Here is an 18,980-nt window from a genome sequence, read left to right as displayed (position 1 = left end):
CTCTCAATGACTGCGCACCGCGCCCGGTGTTCTGCCCGTGGCGCGCTTGAAGGCGCGGCTGAAGGCGGCCTGGGAGCCGTAGCCGAGGCGTTCGGCGACCTGCTCGATCGACACTTGCCGCTCGGCGATCCACTGCGTGGCGAGTCGCATCCGTAGCTGCGCCCCGACGATCGTCGATTTTGCCAGAACGGCACATCGGGACGCTTGAGCAAGAGGTAGAACTGGAGCGCTTTCAAGGCCACTTCGCGGCCGGCGCGCTCAGCTTGCGCCAGAAGCGCTCGTCGCTGTAGACGTCGTGGTGCGCGCTCACATCCCCGGGGACGACGGGCTCTGCAGGCAGGCGAAGGGTGTCGTCGTGGACGATATCGCCCGGCGATTCGGAGGTTCGAGCGCGGGAAAATCGGTCACGGCTAAACAAGGGTATGATAACGATCCGTCGAGGCAGGCAGTCGCTTCAGTCTAGTGAGTGTGGCTGCGACAGTACAACGATAGCCGATGCGTCTTAAAGGAATAGGCTGAGCGGAAGAATCTTCGGTCTGCAAATTCACCACTGTGATATTGACCGTCTGACGCGAAGTGAGAGCAACTATTCGGTAATCAATGCGCCTTACCATATGGATGCAGGAAGCGCTGGTTACTGCGACAAACTAGCGATCTTTAGAATATCAGCTTCTTCTTCGAGATTAATGATATGCGTCTTCTAATGCCCTGAGTCTATTCGATACCGACCAGATGAAACGTACTACAGGCGGCCAAAATCCTGTGCATTGGGCAGGCTGTCGTTGTTTTTCGATCCGCTCTTGTCATTCTGGTCATGGCGGGAACGACCTCGAGAAGAGACGCCCCAGGTCTTTTCCATAGCGAAATTGAGGTCTCTGAACGTCCAGATCACCATGTCGTGCCTCCCGTGACGAACCATTTTTGTTTAGACATTGGTCGCATATTCGGTTCCTATTCATCAGCCTCCAATGACAAGTTATTAAATTTAACTTGTTGTTTTTTATTGGTTATTTTGAGCGCGCGAGCATGATCCAGCCTCTCTTGTGAATTTCTCCAAAAATGGTTCCCGACTCACGTTTTTCAGATGGCAATTGCATTCGTTCGGCCAGTTGCCTTAAGTTTTTATGGAAACGTTTCCATGTGAGGTTTATCGGACTCATTCTCATGGAATTTGAGATGAAGCGTTGGAGTGGGAAGCATCATCAACAGGGGTTTCTTTCACACGGGGGCGCTATGTCGACGAGTGCAAAGCCAGTCAGTGGCGGAGGTTTAGCCAATCTATCGCTATATAATATGCCTATTAGCTGTTTCATTGTATTGTTTGTTGTCACTGGTGTTGCGACTTACACAGGGTCAATGCCGGGCGGGATGGTCGGCAGTTTGATATTTCTTATATCGTTAGGTTCCATTCTGGGATGGATTGGTGATAGGACACCCATTATCAGATCTTTCTTTGGTGGCGGTGCGATTGTCGCAATCTTCGTGCCCGCGATCATGGTTTATTTTGACTTGATTCCAGGAAAGACACTAGACGCTGTCAATGAGTTCATGGTCGGTGGAGGCTTCTTGAACTTCGTGATAGCAGGCTTGATCACAGGGAGCATCCTCGGCATCAATTCCAAAGTGCTCGTTTACGCAGGTGTTCGATATATCATTCCGCTGCTCGCGGCGGTTTTCGGGTCAGCATTGATAGCGGTAATCGTAGCTGCCATCGTTGGCTTCGATCTACGTGAGGCGGTTATGGTCATCGCGCTGCCCATCATGGGCGGTGGAATGGGCGCCGGAGCGGTCCCAATGTCCCAGATGTATGCTTCGGCATTAGGTAATGATCCTGCCTATTACATATCCATTTTGGTACCTGCGTTAGCATTAGGTAATGTTTTTGCGCTTATCATCGGCAGTTTGCTCAACATGTTGGGGAAGCGATTCCCCAGCCTTTCGGGAAACGGAAAAATACTCAAGAACTTTGAGTATGAGCCTGAAGAAAAAGCCCCGCTTGATGTCGGGAAGATGGGGGCCGGACTGGTGATTTCCTGCGCTTTTCTGGCGCTGGGTTATGTTCTACATATTTTCATTCCCATCCATCCTTATGCGTTGATGATTCTCTCCGTAGCAATTATCAAGGTTACCAATATCGTTCCACAAGCTGTCGTTGATGGTGCGAGGCAATGGTATGAATTTTGTATTCAAAACTTTGTCATCGTTATTTTGACCGGAATCGGTATTGTCTATACTGATATTGGCGCTGTCTTAGGGACGATAAGTATTAGTTATGTCCTGATTATCCTCGGTGTCGTTATCGGCGCGGCATTGGGAGCCGGTGTCGCAGGTAAGCTGGTTGGGTTCTATCCTATTGAGGCTGCTATTACTGCTGGTCTGTGCATGGCGAATATGGGAGGGACCGGTGATGTGGCCGTGCTGTCCGCTGCCAATCGAATGGAGTTGATGCCATTTGCTCAAATATCTTCCCGACTCGGTGGTGCGCTAATCCTTTTGATTGCCGGTTTCTTATTGTTTTGAAGTCACGATTGCTGCAAGGATGAATCAATGAAAATTACTCAGGTTGAAATATTGCCGGCCAATCGCTTTCTCTATGTGCGCGTTACGACAGATGAGGGAATATCCGGTATTGGAGAATCCGGCGCGTGGGGGTTTCTGGATGCCTCGGCAGAGGCCATGCAAACGTTCAAACAGTATTTGATTGGCAAGAATCCACTGCATATCGAGCATCACTGGCAGTATCTCTATCGCTCTTTTCACTTCCGCGGTGCGGCTATTATGGGAGCAATCAGTGCTATCGATATCGCATTGTGGGATATTGCCGGGAAATGGTTCGACGCTCCGATCCATACGCTTCTTGGCGGAGAATCCCGGCGGAAAGTCCGTGCTTACTACCATGTCAGTGGAGAAACCACGGAAGAGCTAATTGACGAATGTTTGAAAGCCAAGTCTCAGGGTTACACCGCAGTCGGCCATCTTTCCCCATTTCTGGACGAGCCGCGTAATAAGCCCTATTTCATGACCTATGCGCAGCTGATCAATGAGGCAACGGATCGTGTCGCAAAGCTGAGGGAAGCGGTAGGTGACGAGGTAGATCTTTGCCTAGAACTCCATCGCCGCATGAAACCCGGAGAAGCGATCGCCTTTGCCCAGTCAGTAGAGCCGTACCGGCCTTTTTTCCTTGAGGATCCGATTCCTGCGGATAACTTCGATGCGATGGGACTGGTGGCTAGCAAGACGACCGTGCCTATCGCCACCGGGGAGCGTATTCATACGATTCAAGAGTTCCAAATGCTGCTGTCACGTAAAGCCATGAGTTACGCCAGAACCAGTGTCTGCTTGTGCGGCGGTATCAGTGGCGCGCGCAAGATCGCCGCAATTGCAGAGTCTCACGGGGTAGCAATCGTACCTCACAATCCGTTGAGTCCCGTGAGCTCCGTCGCCTGCCTGCAGCTTTCCGTGGCAGTGGATAACTTTGCCGTGATGGAGTTGCCGGATCATGAGACCGTATCGGCTACCGAACGCTACACCAGCGATGAGGCCGTCGATCCTAGCTCCTTCAAGCAGAGCGATATGGTGACCTGGGTGCCCAAGGCGGAGAGTGGCTTTATCCCTGCGCTCAGGTACCCCGGTTTGGGAATCGCGCTGGTCGAAGATGTTTGTGAACGGTTCCCTTATCGACGCCGGGAGGTCAATACACGTCTTCACGTGGATGGCTCCGTGGTGGATCAGTAAAGAACACCGATCCTGGTGGTCAGGTGCCGGCCTGATCCGCCATTTTGCTCACCGATTCCCGTTTCTCCAGCCATGTCGGCTGCAATACGGTTTCGGTCTTTCTCAGGGGCTTGTTGATTCGTTGAAGCAACAGATCCACTGCTGTCGTGGTGAGAGCGCCATAGTCTCGGTTGACGATTGTGATGGCTGGAGAGAGTAGGCGTGTGACGTCGGTTTCATCGAAGCCGATGATCGAGACATCCTGCGGGTAGCGTAGATGGTTTTGCCGCAGGTAGTCGAGTGCGCCTATCAGGGCGCGGTTACTTCCCACGACGACGGCGGAGGGTCGCATTTCGAGTGTCATCAGCTTTGCCATTGCTTGGTATCCGCTCGACACGTCGTGTCGCACGGTAGCGACCAATTCCGGTGGCGGGGCGAGTCGATGCCGAGCCAGCGCGGAGGTAATGGCGCTATGGCGTTCGCGGCCTGGAAGTGTAGTTTGATCCGTGATTAACAACCCGATGCTGCGATGGCCCTGCTCGACGAGGTGATCTATCGCTTGCCGGCACCCGGTTTCCTGCTCGCTGGCCACGACAGTGGCCTTTCCATGTACCAACGCGCGATTGAGAAGGACGACCGGCACGCCAAGGCTTTCGATCATCGCGGCCGTCTGAGGAGAGGAATCATCATTCAGTGTGGCCATTATGCCGCTGACGCCCTGATGTTCGAGCGTCTGGAATAATTGAACTTCTAGCTCCGGGTCATCGTTGGTAACCCCTAGGAAAAGCTGATAGTCATTTTCCAGCAGAATCTGCTGCGCTTTTTGAACAATGGCGGCAAACATGGGGTTGGTAATGTCACTGACGATGACCCCGATACTACGTAGCCTATTCGAACGCATCCCGCTGGCAATAAAGTTTGGCTTGAAGGAAAGCGACTCGATGGCTTCTTGGACTCGTTGGCGGGTCTCCTTGCCCACATAGCCACTATCATTGATGACTCGCGAGACGGTGCCCATTCCAACACCAGCTGCTTTGGCCACATCACGAATCGTGGGCGCTCTTTCCTTTTTCAAACCGCTAACCTCTCAACCGTCTACGAGTCCACTTTTATAGTGATGGGCTCATCTGAGCGGGTCAAAGAGATTCCGACGGTGTAACGGTAATTCTCGTAGCTCCCGAGTGCGAGCGCACCATGCCCGGCGTCTTTCCGGTGGCGCGTTTGAACGCGCGGCTGAAGGCTGCCTGGGAGCCGTAGCCCAACTGCCAGGCGACTTGATCGATGGAGAGACGCTTCTCGCGAATCCACTGCGTGGCGAGTCGCATCCGTAGCTGCGTCACGTAGCCCAGCGGCGAAACGCCCAAGGCAGTGCGGAAGCGCTCGGCGAAGGCCGAGCGTGAACTGCCCATTTCCGCTGCCATGGCGGCCACGCTCCAGTGGCGCCCAGGTTGGCGATGGACGGCAGCGATCACCTTGCCCAGGCGCGGGTCGCGCAGCGCCTCGACCCAGCCGCCCACTTCCGCGCAGCCGCACTCGACCCAGCCTCGCACGATGCTGGCGGCGACCACGTCTGCCAGCCGCGAGAGAATGCCCGCGGCACCCGCGCGCTCGAGTCCCGACTCCCGCGCCATCGCCTCGAGCATCGGCAGCATCTCCGGATAGCGGGAGAGCAGCGTTCCCACGTGCATCACCGCCGGCATCATCGGGATCAAGGGCTGCATGCCGCCCAGGTCGAACTGCATGCAGCCGCTGAACAGGCGCACGGGGGGAACGCCGCCATCGGTTGGCGAGCCCTCACCGACGCAGCTGAAGCCGGCGCAAAGCGGCAGTGCATCGATCTGCCCGATGTCACGGCTCTCCACCTCGGGTGAAGAGAGCAGGCAGTGCTGCCCTCCCCGCGGCAGCAGCACGGCGTCGCCCGTCTCCAGAACCTGCTCTTCGTCTCGGAGCCGCAGCATGACCGGCCCCTGGGCGACAAAGTGAAACTGGGCGCACTGGCTATCGGTGTCGAAACGGATGCCGAAAGGGGGCGCCATCTGGACGCATCGATAGTTCAGCCCCGACAGGCGCATGCCAAGGAGCAGCTCGTTGATCCATTCGCTGGAGCGGGCGGGCGAGCCGATGTCGGTCAAAATCTCGGACTTTTGATCAATCATGTCGGAGCTTTGGTGATAGATGATCCTGAAATCCTACTTTAGTCTATGCAGCATCCCAAGCCTTCAATCGGAAATATCGACATGACGACGCAAGATGCTCAACACGCCACGGACAAGCCGCCGGTGCCGTCGCGCTGGCTTGCCGTATTCTCGCTGACGATGGGGGTTTTCAGCCTGGTCATGGCTGAATTCCTGCCGGCCAGCCTGCTGACCCCGATGGCGGATTCGCTGGCGATCAGCGAGGGCCAGGCGGGGCAGGCCGTCACGGTGACGGCGGTGGTGGCGCTGCTGTCCGGGTTGCTGGTGACCTCCGTCACCCAGCGACTCGATCGTCGCCACGTGCTGCTGGCGTTCTCCGGGCTAATGATCGCCGCCAACCTGCTGGTCGCCTACTCGCCGGACCTGATCTGGCTATTGGCCGGGCGGGTGCTGCTGGGCGTGGCGCTGGGCGGATTCTGGGCGCTCTCCGCCGCTACCGTGATGCGGCTGGTATCGGAGCACGACGTCCCGCGCGCGCTCTCCCTGCTGTTCACCGGCGTGCCCATCGCCACCATCAGTGCCGCCGCACTGGGCAGCTATCTCGGCGACCTGGTGGGCTGGCGCAACGTCTTTCTGCTCGCCACCGCGATATCGGTGCTGACGCTGGTCTTCCAGTACGTCACCCTGCCGCGCATGACACCGGAGCATCCGACGCCGCTCGGCACGCTGGTGAGCGTGATGAAACGGCCGGGCATGGTGGTCGGTATCGTGGCCATCCTGCTGGTGTTCTGCGGCCATTTCGCCTTCTTTACCTACGTCCGTCCGTTTCTCGAGGGCGTGTCGCACATGGGGATCAATGCGCTTTCGTCGACCCTGCTGGCGTTCGGCGTGGCGAACTTCGTCGGGACCCTGGCTGCGGGCTATCTGCTCGAGCGCAGTCTGCGCCTGACGCTGCTGCTGATGCCGCTGATCATGGGCTCGCTGGGCTGGCTGCTGGCCACGCTGGGCGGCTTCTCGATGGGGACCGATGCACTCATGGTCGCGCTGTGGGGCTTCGCCTTCGGCGCCGTACCGGTCGCCTGGTCGACCTGGATCACGCGTGTCGTGCCGGACGAGGCTGAGAGCGGCGGCGGCTTGATCGTGGCCTCGATCCAGTTGGCGATCGCCCTGGGCGCCGCGGTCGGCGGCGTGATGTTCGATATCGGCGGGGTTCTGGGCGTCTGTGCGACGGCCGGCACGCTGCTGCTGGCCGCTACCGCGTTGATCCTGGTTGCGGTCAGGACGCGGCCGGAAGCGTCGGCCGATCGCGACGCCCTGGCGGCAACCTGTCAGTAAAACGTGAAACATCGGCAACCCGGCCGGTGATACCGGGGTATCGGTCGGGAGCATGGGCGAGCTCATCTTGCCTGTCGGGCCGTGAAGATGGTCTGCTATAAGGAAGGCATCCCTCCCCAGACCATCGAAAGGAACTGACGATGAGCATCGCTTCCCAAGCAGGACGCTTGCCGGACGAGCACGGCCTAACCAACATTCCGCGCCTGGTGTCACGCTACTACAGCGAGCGGCCGGACCCCAGCGACCCGGGCCAGCAGGTGGCCTTCGGCACCTCGGGCCATCGCGGTTCCTCGCTGAAGGCCAGTTTCAACGAATGGCACATCCTGGCCACGACCCAGGCGATCTGCGAGTACCGCGAAGCGCAGGGCGTCGACGGCCCGCTGTTCATCGGCATGGATACCCACGCGCTCTCCGAGCCGGCATTCGTCTCGGCACTGGAAGTGCTGGCGGCCAACGGCGTCGAGACGCGCATCGACGCCGGTTGCAACGAGACCGGTGGCGAGGTGGGGTATACGCCGACGCCGGCGATCTCCAACGCCATTCTGGTTCACAACCAGGGCCGCAGCGACGGTCTGGCCGACGGCATCGTGATCACGCCGTCGCACAACCCGCCGGGGGACGGCGGGTTCAAGTACAACCCCACCAATGGCGGGCCGGCCGATACCAACGTCACCAGGTGGATCCAGGAACGGGCCAACGAACTGCTCGCCGACGGGCTCGAGGGCGTTCGCCGCGTCGCTTACGCCGACGCGCTGAAGGCACCGACCACCCAGCGTTTCGATTTCATCGACAGCTACGTCGGTGGCCTCGACAAGGTCATCGACATGGCTGCGATCCGCGACTCCGGACTCAAGTTCGGCGTCGATCCGCTGGGCGGGGCCGGGGTGCACTACTGGCCGCGGATCGCCGCGAAGTACGACCTGCCGTTGGAAGTGATCTCGACCACCGTCGATCCGACCTTCCGCTTCATGCGCGTCGACTGGGACGGCAAGATCCGCATGGACTGCTCGTCGCCCTACGCCATGGCCGGCCTGATCGAGAACAAGGATCGCTTCGACGTCTCGTTCGCCTGCGATACCGATCACGATCGCCACGGCATCGTCGCCCGCTCGAGCGGGCTGCTGAATCCCAACCACTATCTCGCCGTCGCCATCGAATACCTCTTCACCCACCGTCCGAACTGGAGCGGCCAAGCCGCCATCGGCAAGACGCTGGTATCGTCGTCGATGATCGATCACGTCGCACAAGGGCTGGGGCGGGACGTGGTCGAGGTGCCGGTGGGCTTCAAATGGTTCGTCGATGGCCTGATCGAGGGCAGCCTCGGCTTCGGGGGCGAAGAGTCCGCCGGCGCCTCGTTCCTGACCCTGGACGGCAAGCCGTGGTCCACCGACAAGGATGGCATCATTCTCGGCCTGCTCGCCGCCGAGATCACCGCTGTCACCGGCAAGGACCCGGGCGAACGCTACCAGGCGCTGACCGAACGCTTCGGTGCGCCGGTCTATGAACGCGTCGATGCGCCGGCCAACCGCGAGCAGAAAGCCAGGCTCGGCAAGCTGTCGCCGGAGCAGGTCACCGCCGACACGCTGGCCGGCCACCCGATCACCCGCAAACTGACCGAGGCTCCAGGCAACGGTGCCGCCATCGGTGGCCTGAAAGTGGTCACTGATGCTGGCTGGTTCGCCGCGCGCCCCTCCGGTACCGAGGACGTCTACAAGATTTACGCCGAGAGTTTCCAGGGCGAGGCTCATCTCAAGCGTATCCAGGAGGAGGCCAAGGCGCTGGTTGACGGGGTCCTGGCCGGGTGACCGGTTGATCCTCGATGTCGGCGTCGATCGGTAACCGTCTGCGGCAACGCCTGCGCGAAATGGCCAGCTACCGGGACGTGCTGGTGCGTTTCCCGGTGGTCATCGCGCTGCTTCTGGTGGCGACGTTCGTCGCCAATCTGTTGATCGAGGAGATCGGGTCAGCGGCGTTAGTGTGGCGTGCGCTGATGGGGCTGGCATGTGCCGCGTTGGCCGCGCTTTCGGCTACGCTTGGTCTTGAAGCCTTGGCGTCCCGACGCGAGATGGTCGGTGCGGGCATGCGCCAGCTCACGGCGGTGATCGCCGGAGCATTTGGGTTTTGCCTGGTCTGGTTTCAGGACGCACTGCATACCTCGACGTGGCTGCTGGCGTTTGCTCTCGTCGCGCTGGTTCCGCTGTCGCCCTATCTCGCGGGAGGCTCCGGCACGGCATTCCGAGGATTCCTGGGGCGGCTGACGTTCGCGTTTCTGCTCTCCTGCATCGGCTGGAACTTGCTCGGTATCGGCCTCTCGCTGGTCTTCGTCAGCCTGAATCTGCTGTTCGGGCTCGAGGTGCCGTTCCAGCTCTATGCTCACATTGCCGCCATCACGGCGCTACTCTTCGCGCCACTCTTCTGGCTGGCACTGATACCGGATTCGTTCTACCTGGCCGACGATTGCCGACTCGATAGGCTCTCCGCCCGCGCGATTGGCGCGCTAGGTGAATGGATCGCCGCACCGCTGATTCTCGTCTACGCCCTCATCCTTCACGCCTACGCCGTGAAGTGCCTGTTGGGCGGGGGCTTGCCCAATGGGCAGAGCGGTTGGCTGGTTTCCGGCTTCGGCGTTTGCCTGCTCGTCGCTCTGATCGTATGCCGGCCTTTCATGCGCGAAGAACGCGCCCTCGTGCGTGTCTTGCTGCGCTACTGGCCATGGGTGTTGCCGGTGCCGCTCGTGCTCGTCGTCATCGCTGTCGCGCAGCGAATCGGCGCCTATGGCGTGACGCCGGAGCGCTATCTGCTTGCCGCCCTGGCGACCGTGCTGGCGGTGGTGGTGCTGCTGCAGGTTTTTCGGCGCTCACGCGGCGATATCCGGCTGATGGCAGCGGTTCCTGTCGTGACGATGCTGGTGGCAAGCTTCGGTCCCCAGGGGGCCGAATGGACATCGATTCGCAGCCAGGGCAATCGCTTCCTGGCGATCGTCGAGCAACCGGCGAGAGACGCGGAGCAGACCGGCCAAGCCCTGGCGGCGCTGAGGTATCTGGAGGACGCCGGCGAACTGGGACGGGTGGCGCCCACGGGCGGCATGCCGGCGAGCGAGGCGCCATCGGGCATCGGGCCGTTGGCCCGGGCCTGGGGGCTGGATCCCTCCTTGGCGGCCACTGCCGGCAGTGATCGCTACTCGCGCGTCTATTCGGGCTCGACGGGCGTCGCGCTCGAAGGGTTCGATCTGCTGTTGAACGCCGTCGACGTGAGTGCCGGGCGCCAGACCGAGGTGACGCTGCCGACGGGGGAGCTTCTACGCCTTACCGTGCAGGGGCGGGAGCTGCTCGTCTCCGCGCAGGCCAGATCGATCGGTTTCGCTCTGCCGCGGCAGATGACCGCCGCCTCCACCGGGAGTGCCGCCGAGGCAACGCTGGTGACGCTTCGCAAGGATGGGGTGTCAATAGGGTTGTTGCCAGTGACGCTGAGCGGGTCGCTGACACCCGAGCCGACCCTGGATCATCTCTCCGGCACGGTGTTGCTGAACGCGAGGGACTGGCGCTGATTCAACGACCGGGGCTCAGCGCCGCGCGGCCAGTTCGCAGAAGAAATCGATGTACTGCGTGTGACCCGCCGGGAAGATCGCATCCAGCGTCAACGGGTCCTCGGCATCACTGATCCCCTCCAGCGCCGGCCAGACCTCGATGTCGGGATTCCCGGCATGGCGCGCCAGCCGCTCGGCATCGACGCCGGGGCGCCGAACTTCTCCACCGCTGCTGTCGACGTAGAGCACGCGGTTGTCGCTGCCGAAGGTTTCGCCCAGTTGCTGGATCATGGTCAGAAAACCGCGGTCGCTGCCGCCGCGCTGGCGCTCGCCGCGCGCATCGCCAGAGGGAATGAACGACGTCACGGTGTCTCCCACCCCGACGATGCGCGGCATCAGCGCGGGATCGAAATGGTCGCTGGCCAGTCGCAGCAGCGCCTTGTGATCGCGGGGCGCCTCGCGGGCGTTGAACGCCTCGCCCAACGGGTAGTGCCCCGTGTGACGATGGTAATAGCGGTTGAGGATGACCAGCACGCCGATCTCTTTGACGCCACCGCGCAGCATCAACTGGAAATCGGTGGTGCCGGCACCTTCTCCGTTTTCGTCGCCCTGTCGCAGGCGCTCGTTGCCGTCGGCGTCATGGCCGGCATTGGGCGCGTAGTGGATGAAAAAGGCGTCATCCAGCCCCGCCTGGCGAGCGGCTTCGAGCCGCGCGTGCATGAACTCGGCGATGTCGGCCTGCAGTGCCCGATAGTACGCTGGCGTCGCCTGCCAGTGGCGGTGGAAGACGTTGAGGTTGAGCGTCGGCGAGGCGATGTTGTCGAGTACCGCCGCGGCAATCAGATCGCGTCTCGCCTCCGACGAAAGGTCATAGGGTGGCCGCGACAGCAGCGACTCGAGAAATGCCTCCGCCTGGACGGGAAACGCCTCCAGAAACGCCAGCTCGGCGTCGCTCACGCCGGGGTGCGACACCGCCCCGAAACGGTCCTGCCACTGCACGCCGCCGGCCGCCAGCCCGGGCAGGTAGCGGCCCTGCTCGCCGGGGCGATCCGGCGTCTCGAACTGCGCCTCGACGATGCCGTTCACGCCGCGGGAGCCGATGTGTTCGCCGTTGGTCAGCACGAAGAAGTGCCCATCGAGTCGACGGGTGGCATCGAGGTAGCGCCGCTCCAACCGACGCGTCAACGGATTGCCGACCAGTCCCATGCAGACCCCGTCCAGATCCTGGATGACGAGCAGATTGTCGGTGGCCGCCAGTTCTTCCAGCAGGGCGGCGTGATCTAGCGAGAAGGGAGTCTTGGTTGTCATGGTTTCCAGTATACCCAGCTGCAACGCCGAGCCTAGCCCGACTTGTTCATTGGCGATCCGAACCTGGATGCGCGCGGAGAATACGTTGCCACAGCGCCGCCAGTTGCTCATCCGAACCCGGATCGACCAGGTCGGCATCGACCGTCAGCACCGGCACCTCGGAGCGTGCGAGATAGCGCCGATACAGCTGATGGAGGTCGTGCAGGTAGGCCGCGGTGATCGATGTTTCGAAGTCGCGGCCGCGTTTGGCGATGCGGGAAAGTAGCGTGTCGGTCTCGATGTCGAGATAGATCATGAGCGTGGGACGGGAACCGCCCACGGGCATGGCATCCGCGATCTCTCTGTAAAGGGCCAGTTCTCGGCCTTGCAGCACCAGGTCCGCGAAAATGCGATCCTTGAGTAGCGTATGGTCGGCGACTATCACTTCGTCACCGGTGGTCGGCAAAGCTTCGAGCTGCTTGTGACGGGAGACCAGGAAATCAAGCTGGGCCGCTAGCGCCCAGCGATCAGGGGTGGCGTAGAAGTCAGCCAGAAACGCATTGCGCTGATAGTTTTCCAGCGACAGACGCACGGGAATTCGGCGTGCCCACTCGAGATAGGTGGCCAGTTGACGAGCCAGTGTGGTCTTGCCGGCGCCGATCGGGCCTTCGACTGCAATATGCATGATTGACCGTCCCTGCGTAGCGAGTTGTCAGCATAGCTCACGCCGGCGTCCGGCCGGATGTCGGCGGATTTCTCCGCGAGGTCATTGACAGCCGCGTGACAAGTCAGGATAAAGAGTCCTCACAAGTCACATAGCGACCCCTCATGTTTCTGCTGACGGCATTCGTCGTTCTCTCGATCGGTTTCTCCTTCGTCTGTTCGGTGCTGGAAGCCGCGCTGCTCTCGCTGACACCGAGCTACATCGCGCAGCTCAAGGACACCCGCCCCAAGCTTCACGACAAGCTCAACAAGCTCAAATCGAATATCGATCGGCCGCTGGCGGCGATCCTGACCCTCAATACGATTGCGCACACTGTCGGTGCCACGGGTGTCGGCGCCCAGGTGGCTGTCGTGTTCGGCGATGCTCACGTGGCGATCGCTTCGGCATTGATGACCTTCGGCATCCTGGTGTTCTCGGAGATCATTCCCAAGACCATCGGGGCGAGCTACTGGCGTGGCCTGGCCCCCTTTCTGCCGCCGACCTTGCGCGTCATGGTACTGGTGCTGCTGCCGTTCATCTGGCTTTCGGAGATGATCACCAATCGCATCGCCAAGAGCGAGAATGACGTCGACATGCGCGGGGAGATCAAGGCACTGGCGAGAATCGGCCTGGAAGAGAAGGCGCTGGATGCCGATGAGACCCGTACCATCACCAATATTCTCAACCTGCACGAGATTCTGGTGAAGAACGTGATGACGCCGCGGACCGTGTGCGAAACGGTGACGCCCGACATGACCGTGGCCGAGTTCGATCAGCGTTACGGCAAGACGCAGTTCACGCGCTTTCCGGTCATGGACGGCGCCGAAGACGCCCTAGGTTATGTGCACAAGGCGGATACCTATCACGCCGATGACGAGCAGAAGCTCAAGGCACTGATGCATCCGATCGCCATCGTCGACGAAGCCGATAGCGTCGAGCATGTCTTCATCGCCATGCTCAAGGATCACAACCATCTGCGCGTGGTCTACGACGACCATGGCAACTGGGTCGGGCTGATCACCATGGAAGACGTGATCGAGACGATCCTGGGCCAGGACATCGTCGACGAGACCGACAACGTGCACAACCTGCGCAAGTACGCCAAGCAGCGCTGGCTGAAGCGTGTCCGTCGGGATGCCGGCTAGAAGTGCGGGCTGCGGCTGACTGCGTGGGAGTCACTGCTCGAGCATTTTCCGGGGGCGTCGTGACTTACGAATCTATTACCGACTCTCCAGTTGGTGGGGAAATGAACCACCTCGCGCCCCCGCTTCGTAAAGAAGGGAAGAGAGCTTCATCACCGCCTCCGCAGAATTTCCCGGTTCACATCCCGGATATCCGTGTGACCACAGAACGCCATTGAGAGGTCCAGCTCATCGTGAAGGATGGTCAGTGCCCGAGTTACGCCCTCCTCACCAAGAGCGCCGAGTCCATAGAGCATGGCGCGGCCGATGTAGACGCCTCGCGCGCCGAGCGCCAACGCCCTGAGCGCGTCCTGGCCAGAACGTATCCCGCTGTCGAAATGAATCTCCGTTGTCGCGCCCACCGCCTCGACGATCTCCGGCAACGTGGTGATGGACGATGCCGCGCCGTCCAGTTGCCGACCGCCATGGTTGGAGACTACTACGGCGTCGGCGCCGCTTTCCACCGCCAAACGGGCATCGTCGGGGTGCTGGATGCCCTTGACGATCAACGGACCGCCCCAGCGCTTTTTGATCCACTCCACGTCCGTCCAAGACAAGGCGGGGTCGAACTGCTCCTGCGTCCACGCCACCAGTGATTGAATGTCGTCGACGCCGTGGGCGTGGCCGACGATATTGCCGAATTGGCGGTGTCGTGTGCCGAGCATGCCCAGGCACCAGCGCGGTTTGCACGCGAGGTCGAGAAGATGTTTCGGCGTGAGTCGTGGCGGCACCGAGAGACCGTTCTTGTGGTCCTTGTGCCGTCGACCGAAGACCTGGAGATCCATGGTGACCATCAACGCCGAACAGCGAGCGGCACGGGCGCGCTCGATCAGCGCCTCGCTGAATCGACGATCACGCGTGACGTAGAGCTGAAACCAGAACGGATGGTCTCCGGTGGCGTCGGACACGGCCTCGATCGAGCAGATACTCATCGTTGACAGCGTGAACGGGATGCCAGCGTGTTTTGCCGCCCGCGCCGCGAGGATCTCACCATCGGCGCGCTGCATTCCCGTCAGCCCGGTGGGGGCGATGGCCACTGGCATGGAGACGGATTGCCCCGCCATCGTGGAGTCCAGACTGCGGTGGGCGATGTCGCAGGCCACGCGTTGACGGAACTCGAGGCGCTGGAGGTCGCGCTCGTTGGCGCGATAGGTTGACTCGGTCCACGAGCCGCCATCGACGTAGTCGTAGAACATCCTCGGCACGCGTTTGCGTGCCAGACGGCGCAGATCTTCGATGCAGGTGACGTGACTCATGGCGTGGCGCTCACTTGGGTTGCTCAAGCGCGTTCGTAAGCCATGTAGGCATTCTGCAGCGCGATATGGTCGGCAATGTACTTGGCGTCGTGCCAGACCCCGTAGATGAACGACGAGGCCCGATTGACCAGATTGGGCAGGCCCAGAAAATAGATACCGCTCTCGGCGGAGATGCCGCGCTTGTGGAACGGCAACCCTGCGTCGTCGAAGGCGTTGACCTGCAGCCAGCCGAAGTCGAATTGGAAACCGGTAGCCCATAGCACGGTGGTGATGCCTTCGGCTTTCAGGTCGAGTTCGAGGATCGGGGACGTGAGGCAGTCGGGATCGGGCAGGAGTTCCCAGGCCTCTGGCTCCAGTGGGAAATCCAGACCATTCTGCGCGATATACGCATCGGCTTCGCGCAGCACGTCGAAGTAGGCCTGGTCGCCTTGAGCGATGTTCTCCGCCAGACCCTCGTCGAAGCGCAAGCGCCCCGCCTCCCAGGCACGGGTCAGGCCTACCAGCGTGATGCCAGCGTGGGCGAGCCGGCGGAAGTCCACGGTCCGGCCGCCTTCGTAACCGCTGACCGCGAAGGCGACATGCGCTTTTTTCGGGCGGATACGAACTTCGTCCCACAGACCCAAGGCACCCAGCCACCAGCAGTAGTCGCGCCCACGATACGCGCGCGGCGGCCGATAATGCTCGCCCACCGACAGATAGACCCGCCGGCCCGCTTGGCGCAGCTCCTCAGCGATCTGCGAACCGGACGCGCCCGCGCCGACGACCAGCACGCCACCGTCGGGTAACTGATCGGGATTCTTGTACGCCGAGGAGTGCAACTGCTGCACGTCGGCCGTCTCTGGAATGATGCGAGGGAAGGTCGGCTTCTGGAAGGGGCCGGTCGCCGCAACCACGTTGTCCGCCTCGTATTCGCCCTCGGAAGTCTCGACCCGGAACCCGCGTCGCCCCGTCAGGCGCTCCACCCGTTGCACCTCGATCCCGTTGCGAACCGGGGCCTTCAGCATCTCCGCGTAGGTTTCGAAATAGTCGGCCATGCGCTCCTTCGGCGGAAAGGCGTCGGGTGAAACGCCCTCGAACGCGAGCGTCGGAAAACGGTCGTGCCAGGCGGGTCCGTTGGCCACCAGGGAATCCCATCGCTCGGAACGCCAGCGCTCGGCGATGCGGGCGCGCTCGAGCACGATATGGGGAATGTTCATGAGCGATAGGTGCTCGCTCATGGCGATGCCTGCTTGGCCGGCACCGACCACCAGCGTGTTGATTCTCTCGACTGTCATGCAAGTTTCCTGAAAGGCTTGAAGCCCCGTTATGACGCGTGGAACCTATGCGGCATGTGGATGGGGCGCTGCACGTGAACCCGGCGTACCGTGCGGATCGCGTGCGGCGTGTGGAACGGGTACAGCGATGGCCGACGTTCGCATGGGCCATGCCGGTCGGCGCCAACCGCTGCCTCATTCGTTGCCCGGGACGCCGTAGCTGGGCGCCTGGGTCGGATCGAACGCGCGGGTGAGGTAGTCCTGCATCTGAGGCCGATAGTCTGCCCAGAGCGTCGCCAACTGCTCGATCGGCGCCTCATCCGCCCAGTCCACGCGCAAATCGACGATCGGCCAGCTCGGTTCCCCGACCACCAGCAGCGCCGCCGAATGTACCGGCCCGGCTTCACCGCCGGCGGTCATTGCCGCCTGCATCGCCGCGATCAAACGGTCGGCCAGCGGGCCTCGGTGGGTCTCGAACGCTCGCACCAGTGCCTCGATCACGTCACGGCTGGCCAGCAGATTGCCGGCACCGACGCACTGCTCGCCTGCTACGGCGTGGTGGCAGCCCAGCGTCTCGTCGCCGCTGAAGTGGGCGGTGCGGCCTTGTGCGTCGAGCACCGCTAATTGCCGATATTGGCAATGGGCATCTGTGGCCAGCGCCATGTCCCGTGCCTGCGCCGGGGACGCGCCCTCGGCCAGACACGCCAGCACTCGCTCGCCGAGTGCGGGTAGCGTCACGTTCTGGGTGGAGACCGCCCCGATACCGGGACGCAGCCAGGGACATCGGGCCCCCACGGCGATACTCGAGGAACTGATGGCGATCCCCATCTGCCCGGTCTCGGCGCAACGCCCCGTGATGGAAAAGGTCATGCGTCGTCTCTCCTGGATGAGGTCACGCGAGCGCGCATTCAGCGCGGTGCGTCGACGTTGAGAATCCGGCCCAGACCGAGAAAACGGTTGGCCAGGGTGAGCAGAGTGGCCGTGATCACGATGTAGATCACCGACAGTGCGGCCAGCGTCGGGTCAGCGAACTCGCGAACGTAGTTGTACATCGCCACCGGCAGCGTCTGGGTGCGTTGGGTCGTGATGAACAGTGACGCGGTGAATTCGTTGAACGAGAGAATCGCGGCGAACAGCCACCCGCCGAACAGGCCTGGCAGCATCAGCGGAACCGTGATGGTCCACACCACCCGCAGTGGCGAGGCACCGAGGCTGGCCGCCGCCATCTCGACCCGCTGGCCCAGGTTTTGAAGCGAAACGTACAGACTGCGCAGCACGAACGGCAGCACGAGCACGACATGGCAGAAGATCACCAGCGCGTAGCCGCGTCCCAGATTCAACTGTGCCACCAGCATCAGCAGGCCGAGACCGATAGTGAAATGGGGGATGAATAGCGGCGACAGCAGGATGCCTTCCAGCACGGCCTTGAAGCGGAATGTGTAGCGGTGGATGACGATTGCCAGGGTCGTGCCGATGAACACGGCGAGCGTCGAGGCCCAGGCGGTGACGATCAGCCCCGAGTAGAAACCGCTTCTGAAGTCGTCGTAGCTCACGGCGCGTTCGAACCAGCGCAGCGACCAGCCCTTGGGCGGGAAGAAGAGCACCGAGGTGCTGCTGAACGAGGAGATGACTACCACCACCGTCGGCAGCAGCACGAAGAGCAGGATCAGGGCCACCAGGAGGCGTCCGGCGTAGCCCAGCCATCGATCACGGGTCGAGCGAGTCATTTCAGTGGATCCCTACGTTCTGCAGCGGTCGGGTCATACGCTTGAGCGCGGCCAGCAGCACTACCGTCATCGCTAGGCCGGCCATGCTCAGGGCGGCGGCGAAGGGGAAGTTCAGCGACGAAAAGCCCAACTGGTAGACCAGCGTGGCGACGGTACTCACGCGTCCGCCACCGATCAGCTGCGGTGTGGCGAAGGCGCTGAACGTCCAGGCGAAGGCGGTCGTCACGCTGGCGACGACACCCGGTAGCGACAGCGGCAGCGTGATGGTCAGGAAGGCTCTGAAGGGGCTTGCGCCCAGGCTGGTGGCGGCCTTTTCGTAGGCGATGTCGATGTGCGACAGGCCGGTCGCCAGCATGAGTACCATGATCGGCATGGTGACGTGGACCAGCGCCAGTACCACGCCGGTGTTGGTGAACATCAGTTGCAGCGGTTTGTCGATCAGCCCGATGGCCAGCAGCAGGCTATTGAGGAAGCCGCTGTTGCCAAGCACGATGATCCAAGAGTACGTCCGCACCACCTCGCCGAGGAACAGCGGCGTGATGGCGATGATCAGGATGCACGACTTCAACCATGCGGTGCGTGTGCGTACCAGCGTATAGGCCAGTGGGTAGCTCAGCATCAGCCCGAACAGCGCTGTCTTGAAACTCAGCCACACAGTGTTGAGAAAGGCGCGTGCGTAGAGGCCCTTCATCAGGTCCTGAAAGTTGTCGAGCGTGAAGCCGCCTACGTCCAGCGAGCCTGGAATGTACGCGCGCACGCTGTACTGAAGCACGGTCAGCATGGCGATCGTCAGGCCGAGTGCGGTGAGTATCGCCGGCAGCAGGAACCAACCGACGAAGGCAGGTCTACGAGTCATGGGGCTT

The 18,980-nt window shown here is 61.4% G+C and carries 17 protein-coding genes; 6 read left to right on the top strand and 11 right to left on the bottom strand.

Annotated elements, in window-relative coordinates:
* Positions 1-3: 3 nt before the first annotated feature.
* Together F0A16_RS10905 and F0A16_RS21720 are read right to left on the bottom strand one after the other, a co-directional pair.
* Complete coding sequence (locus F0A16_RS10905; protein ID WP_149435423.1) at positions 4-150, bottom strand: helix-turn-helix domain-containing protein; 147 nt, start codon at positions 148-150, stop codon at positions 4-6.
* Positions 151-742: 592 nt separating this feature from the next.
* The gene (locus F0A16_RS21720; protein ID WP_187775978.1) at positions 743-895 is read right to left on the bottom strand and encodes a hypothetical protein; all 153 of its coding nucleotides are present in this window, start codon (positions 893-895) and stop codon (positions 743-745) included.
* A 269-nt stretch (positions 896-1,164) separates the two neighbouring features.
* Here F0A16_RS21720 and F0A16_RS10900 point away from each other — a divergent pair, with 269 nt between their 5' ends.
* Positions 1,165-2,520: a 2-hydroxycarboxylate transporter family protein gene (locus F0A16_RS10900; protein WP_239023790.1), complete on the top strand. Its 1,356-nt coding sequence runs from the start codon at positions 1,165-1,167 to the stop codon at positions 2,518-2,520.
* 27 nt (positions 2,521-2,547) lie between these two features.
* On the top strand, positions 2,548-3,735 hold the full coding sequence (locus tag F0A16_RS10895) for a mandelate racemase/muconate lactonizing enzyme family protein (protein WP_149435422.1): 1,188 nt from the start codon (positions 2,548-2,550) through the stop codon (positions 3,733-3,735).
* Between the two features lie 19 nt (positions 3,736-3,754).
* On the opposite strand, the gene F0A16_RS10890 is transcribed toward F0A16_RS10895, so the two are convergent.
* The gene (locus F0A16_RS10890; RefSeq protein WP_149435421.1) at positions 3,755-4,789 is read right to left on the bottom strand and encodes a LacI family DNA-binding transcriptional regulator; all 1,035 of its coding nucleotides are present in this window, start codon (positions 4,787-4,789) and stop codon (positions 3,755-3,757) included.
* A 61-nt stretch (positions 4,790-4,850) separates the two neighbouring features.
* The gene (locus F0A16_RS10885) at positions 4,851-5,870 is read right to left on the bottom strand and encodes an AraC family transcriptional regulator (RefSeq protein ID WP_149435420.1); all 1,020 of its coding nucleotides are present in this window, start codon (positions 5,868-5,870) and stop codon (positions 4,851-4,853) included.
* Positions 5,871-5,951: 81 nt separating this feature from the next.
* Here F0A16_RS10885 and F0A16_RS10880 point away from each other — a divergent pair, with 81 nt between their 5' ends.
* The 3 genes from F0A16_RS10880 to F0A16_RS10870 all read left to right on the top strand — a co-directional run bounded on the left by F0A16_RS10880 (position 5,952) and on the right by F0A16_RS10870 (position 10,731).
* Complete coding sequence (locus F0A16_RS10880; RefSeq protein WP_149435419.1) at positions 5,952-7,184, top strand: MFS transporter; 1,233 nt, start codon at positions 5,952-5,954, stop codon at positions 7,182-7,184.
* Between the two features lie 140 nt (positions 7,185-7,324).
* Positions 7,325-8,989 carry a phosphoglucomutase (alpha-D-glucose-1,6-bisphosphate-dependent) gene (pgm, locus tag F0A16_RS10875; RefSeq protein ID WP_149435418.1) on the top strand — a complete coding sequence of 555 codons (1,665 nt, stop codon included), beginning with the start codon at positions 7,325-7,327 and terminating at the stop codon, positions 8,987-8,989.
* Between the two features lie 14 nt (positions 8,990-9,003).
* On the top strand, positions 9,004-10,731 hold the full coding sequence (locus tag F0A16_RS10870) for a DUF4153 domain-containing protein (protein WP_149435417.1): 1,728 nt from the start codon (positions 9,004-9,006) through the stop codon (positions 10,729-10,731).
* Positions 10,732-10,746: 15 nt separating this feature from the next.
* Here F0A16_RS10870 and stpA read toward each other — a convergent pair whose 3' ends face one another.
* Both stpA and F0A16_RS10860 read right to left on the bottom strand, forming a co-directional pair.
* Positions 10,747-12,018: a glucosylglycerol 3-phosphatase gene (gene stpA / locus F0A16_RS10865; protein WP_149435416.1), complete on the bottom strand. Its 1,272-nt coding sequence runs from the start codon at positions 12,016-12,018 to the stop codon at positions 10,747-10,749.
* Positions 12,019-12,064: 46 nt separating this feature from the next.
* On the bottom strand, positions 12,065-12,682 hold the full coding sequence (locus F0A16_RS10860) for a deoxynucleoside kinase (RefSeq protein WP_149435415.1): 618 nt from the start codon (positions 12,680-12,682) through the stop codon (positions 12,065-12,067).
* A gap of 143 nt (positions 12,683-12,825) precedes the next feature.
* On the opposite strand from F0A16_RS10860, the gene F0A16_RS10855 reads away from it, so the two are divergent.
* The gene (locus F0A16_RS10855) at positions 12,826-13,845 is read left to right on the top strand and encodes a CNNM domain-containing protein (protein WP_149435414.1); all 1,020 of its coding nucleotides are present in this window, start codon (positions 12,826-12,828) and stop codon (positions 13,843-13,845) included.
* A gap of 149 nt (positions 13,846-13,994) precedes the next feature.
* Here the strand turns inward: F0A16_RS10855 and F0A16_RS10850 are convergent, their stop codons facing one another.
* From F0A16_RS10850 to F0A16_RS10830, 5 genes are all read right to left on the bottom strand, one after another.
* On the bottom strand, positions 13,995-15,164 hold the full coding sequence (locus F0A16_RS10850) for an alpha-hydroxy acid oxidase (RefSeq protein WP_338100604.1): 1,170 nt from the start codon (positions 15,162-15,164) through the stop codon (positions 13,995-13,997).
* On the bottom strand, positions 15,161-16,411 hold the full coding sequence (locus F0A16_RS10845) for a flavin-containing monooxygenase (RefSeq protein WP_149435413.1): 1,251 nt from the start codon (positions 16,409-16,411) through the stop codon (positions 15,161-15,163). The genes F0A16_RS10850 and F0A16_RS10845 overlap by 4 nt, the downstream gene beginning before the upstream one ends.
* Positions 16,412-16,585: 174 nt before the next feature.
* Positions 16,586-17,260, bottom strand: coding sequence for a DUF1028 domain-containing protein (locus F0A16_RS10840; protein WP_149435412.1), 675 nt, complete (start codon positions 17,258-17,260; stop codon positions 16,586-16,588).
* 38 nt (positions 17,261-17,298) lie between these two features.
* Positions 17,299-18,117: an ABC transporter permease gene (locus F0A16_RS10835; RefSeq protein WP_149435411.1), complete on the bottom strand. Its 819-nt coding sequence runs from the start codon at positions 18,115-18,117 to the stop codon at positions 17,299-17,301.
* A 1-nt stretch (position 18,118) separates the two neighbouring features.
* Positions 18,119-18,973 (bottom strand): ABC transporter permease, encoded by an 855-nt coding sequence (locus F0A16_RS10830; RefSeq protein ID WP_149435410.1) that lies wholly within the window; start codon positions 18,971-18,973, stop codon positions 18,119-18,121.
* Positions 18,974-18,980: the final 7 nt, after the last annotated feature.

It is taken from the genome of Salinicola corii (assembly GCF_008298015.1).
Taxonomy (GTDB): domain Bacteria; phylum Pseudomonadota; class Gammaproteobacteria; order Pseudomonadales; family Halomonadaceae; genus Salinicola; species Salinicola corii.
This window is presented reverse-complemented; position numbering and strand designations above follow the sequence as displayed.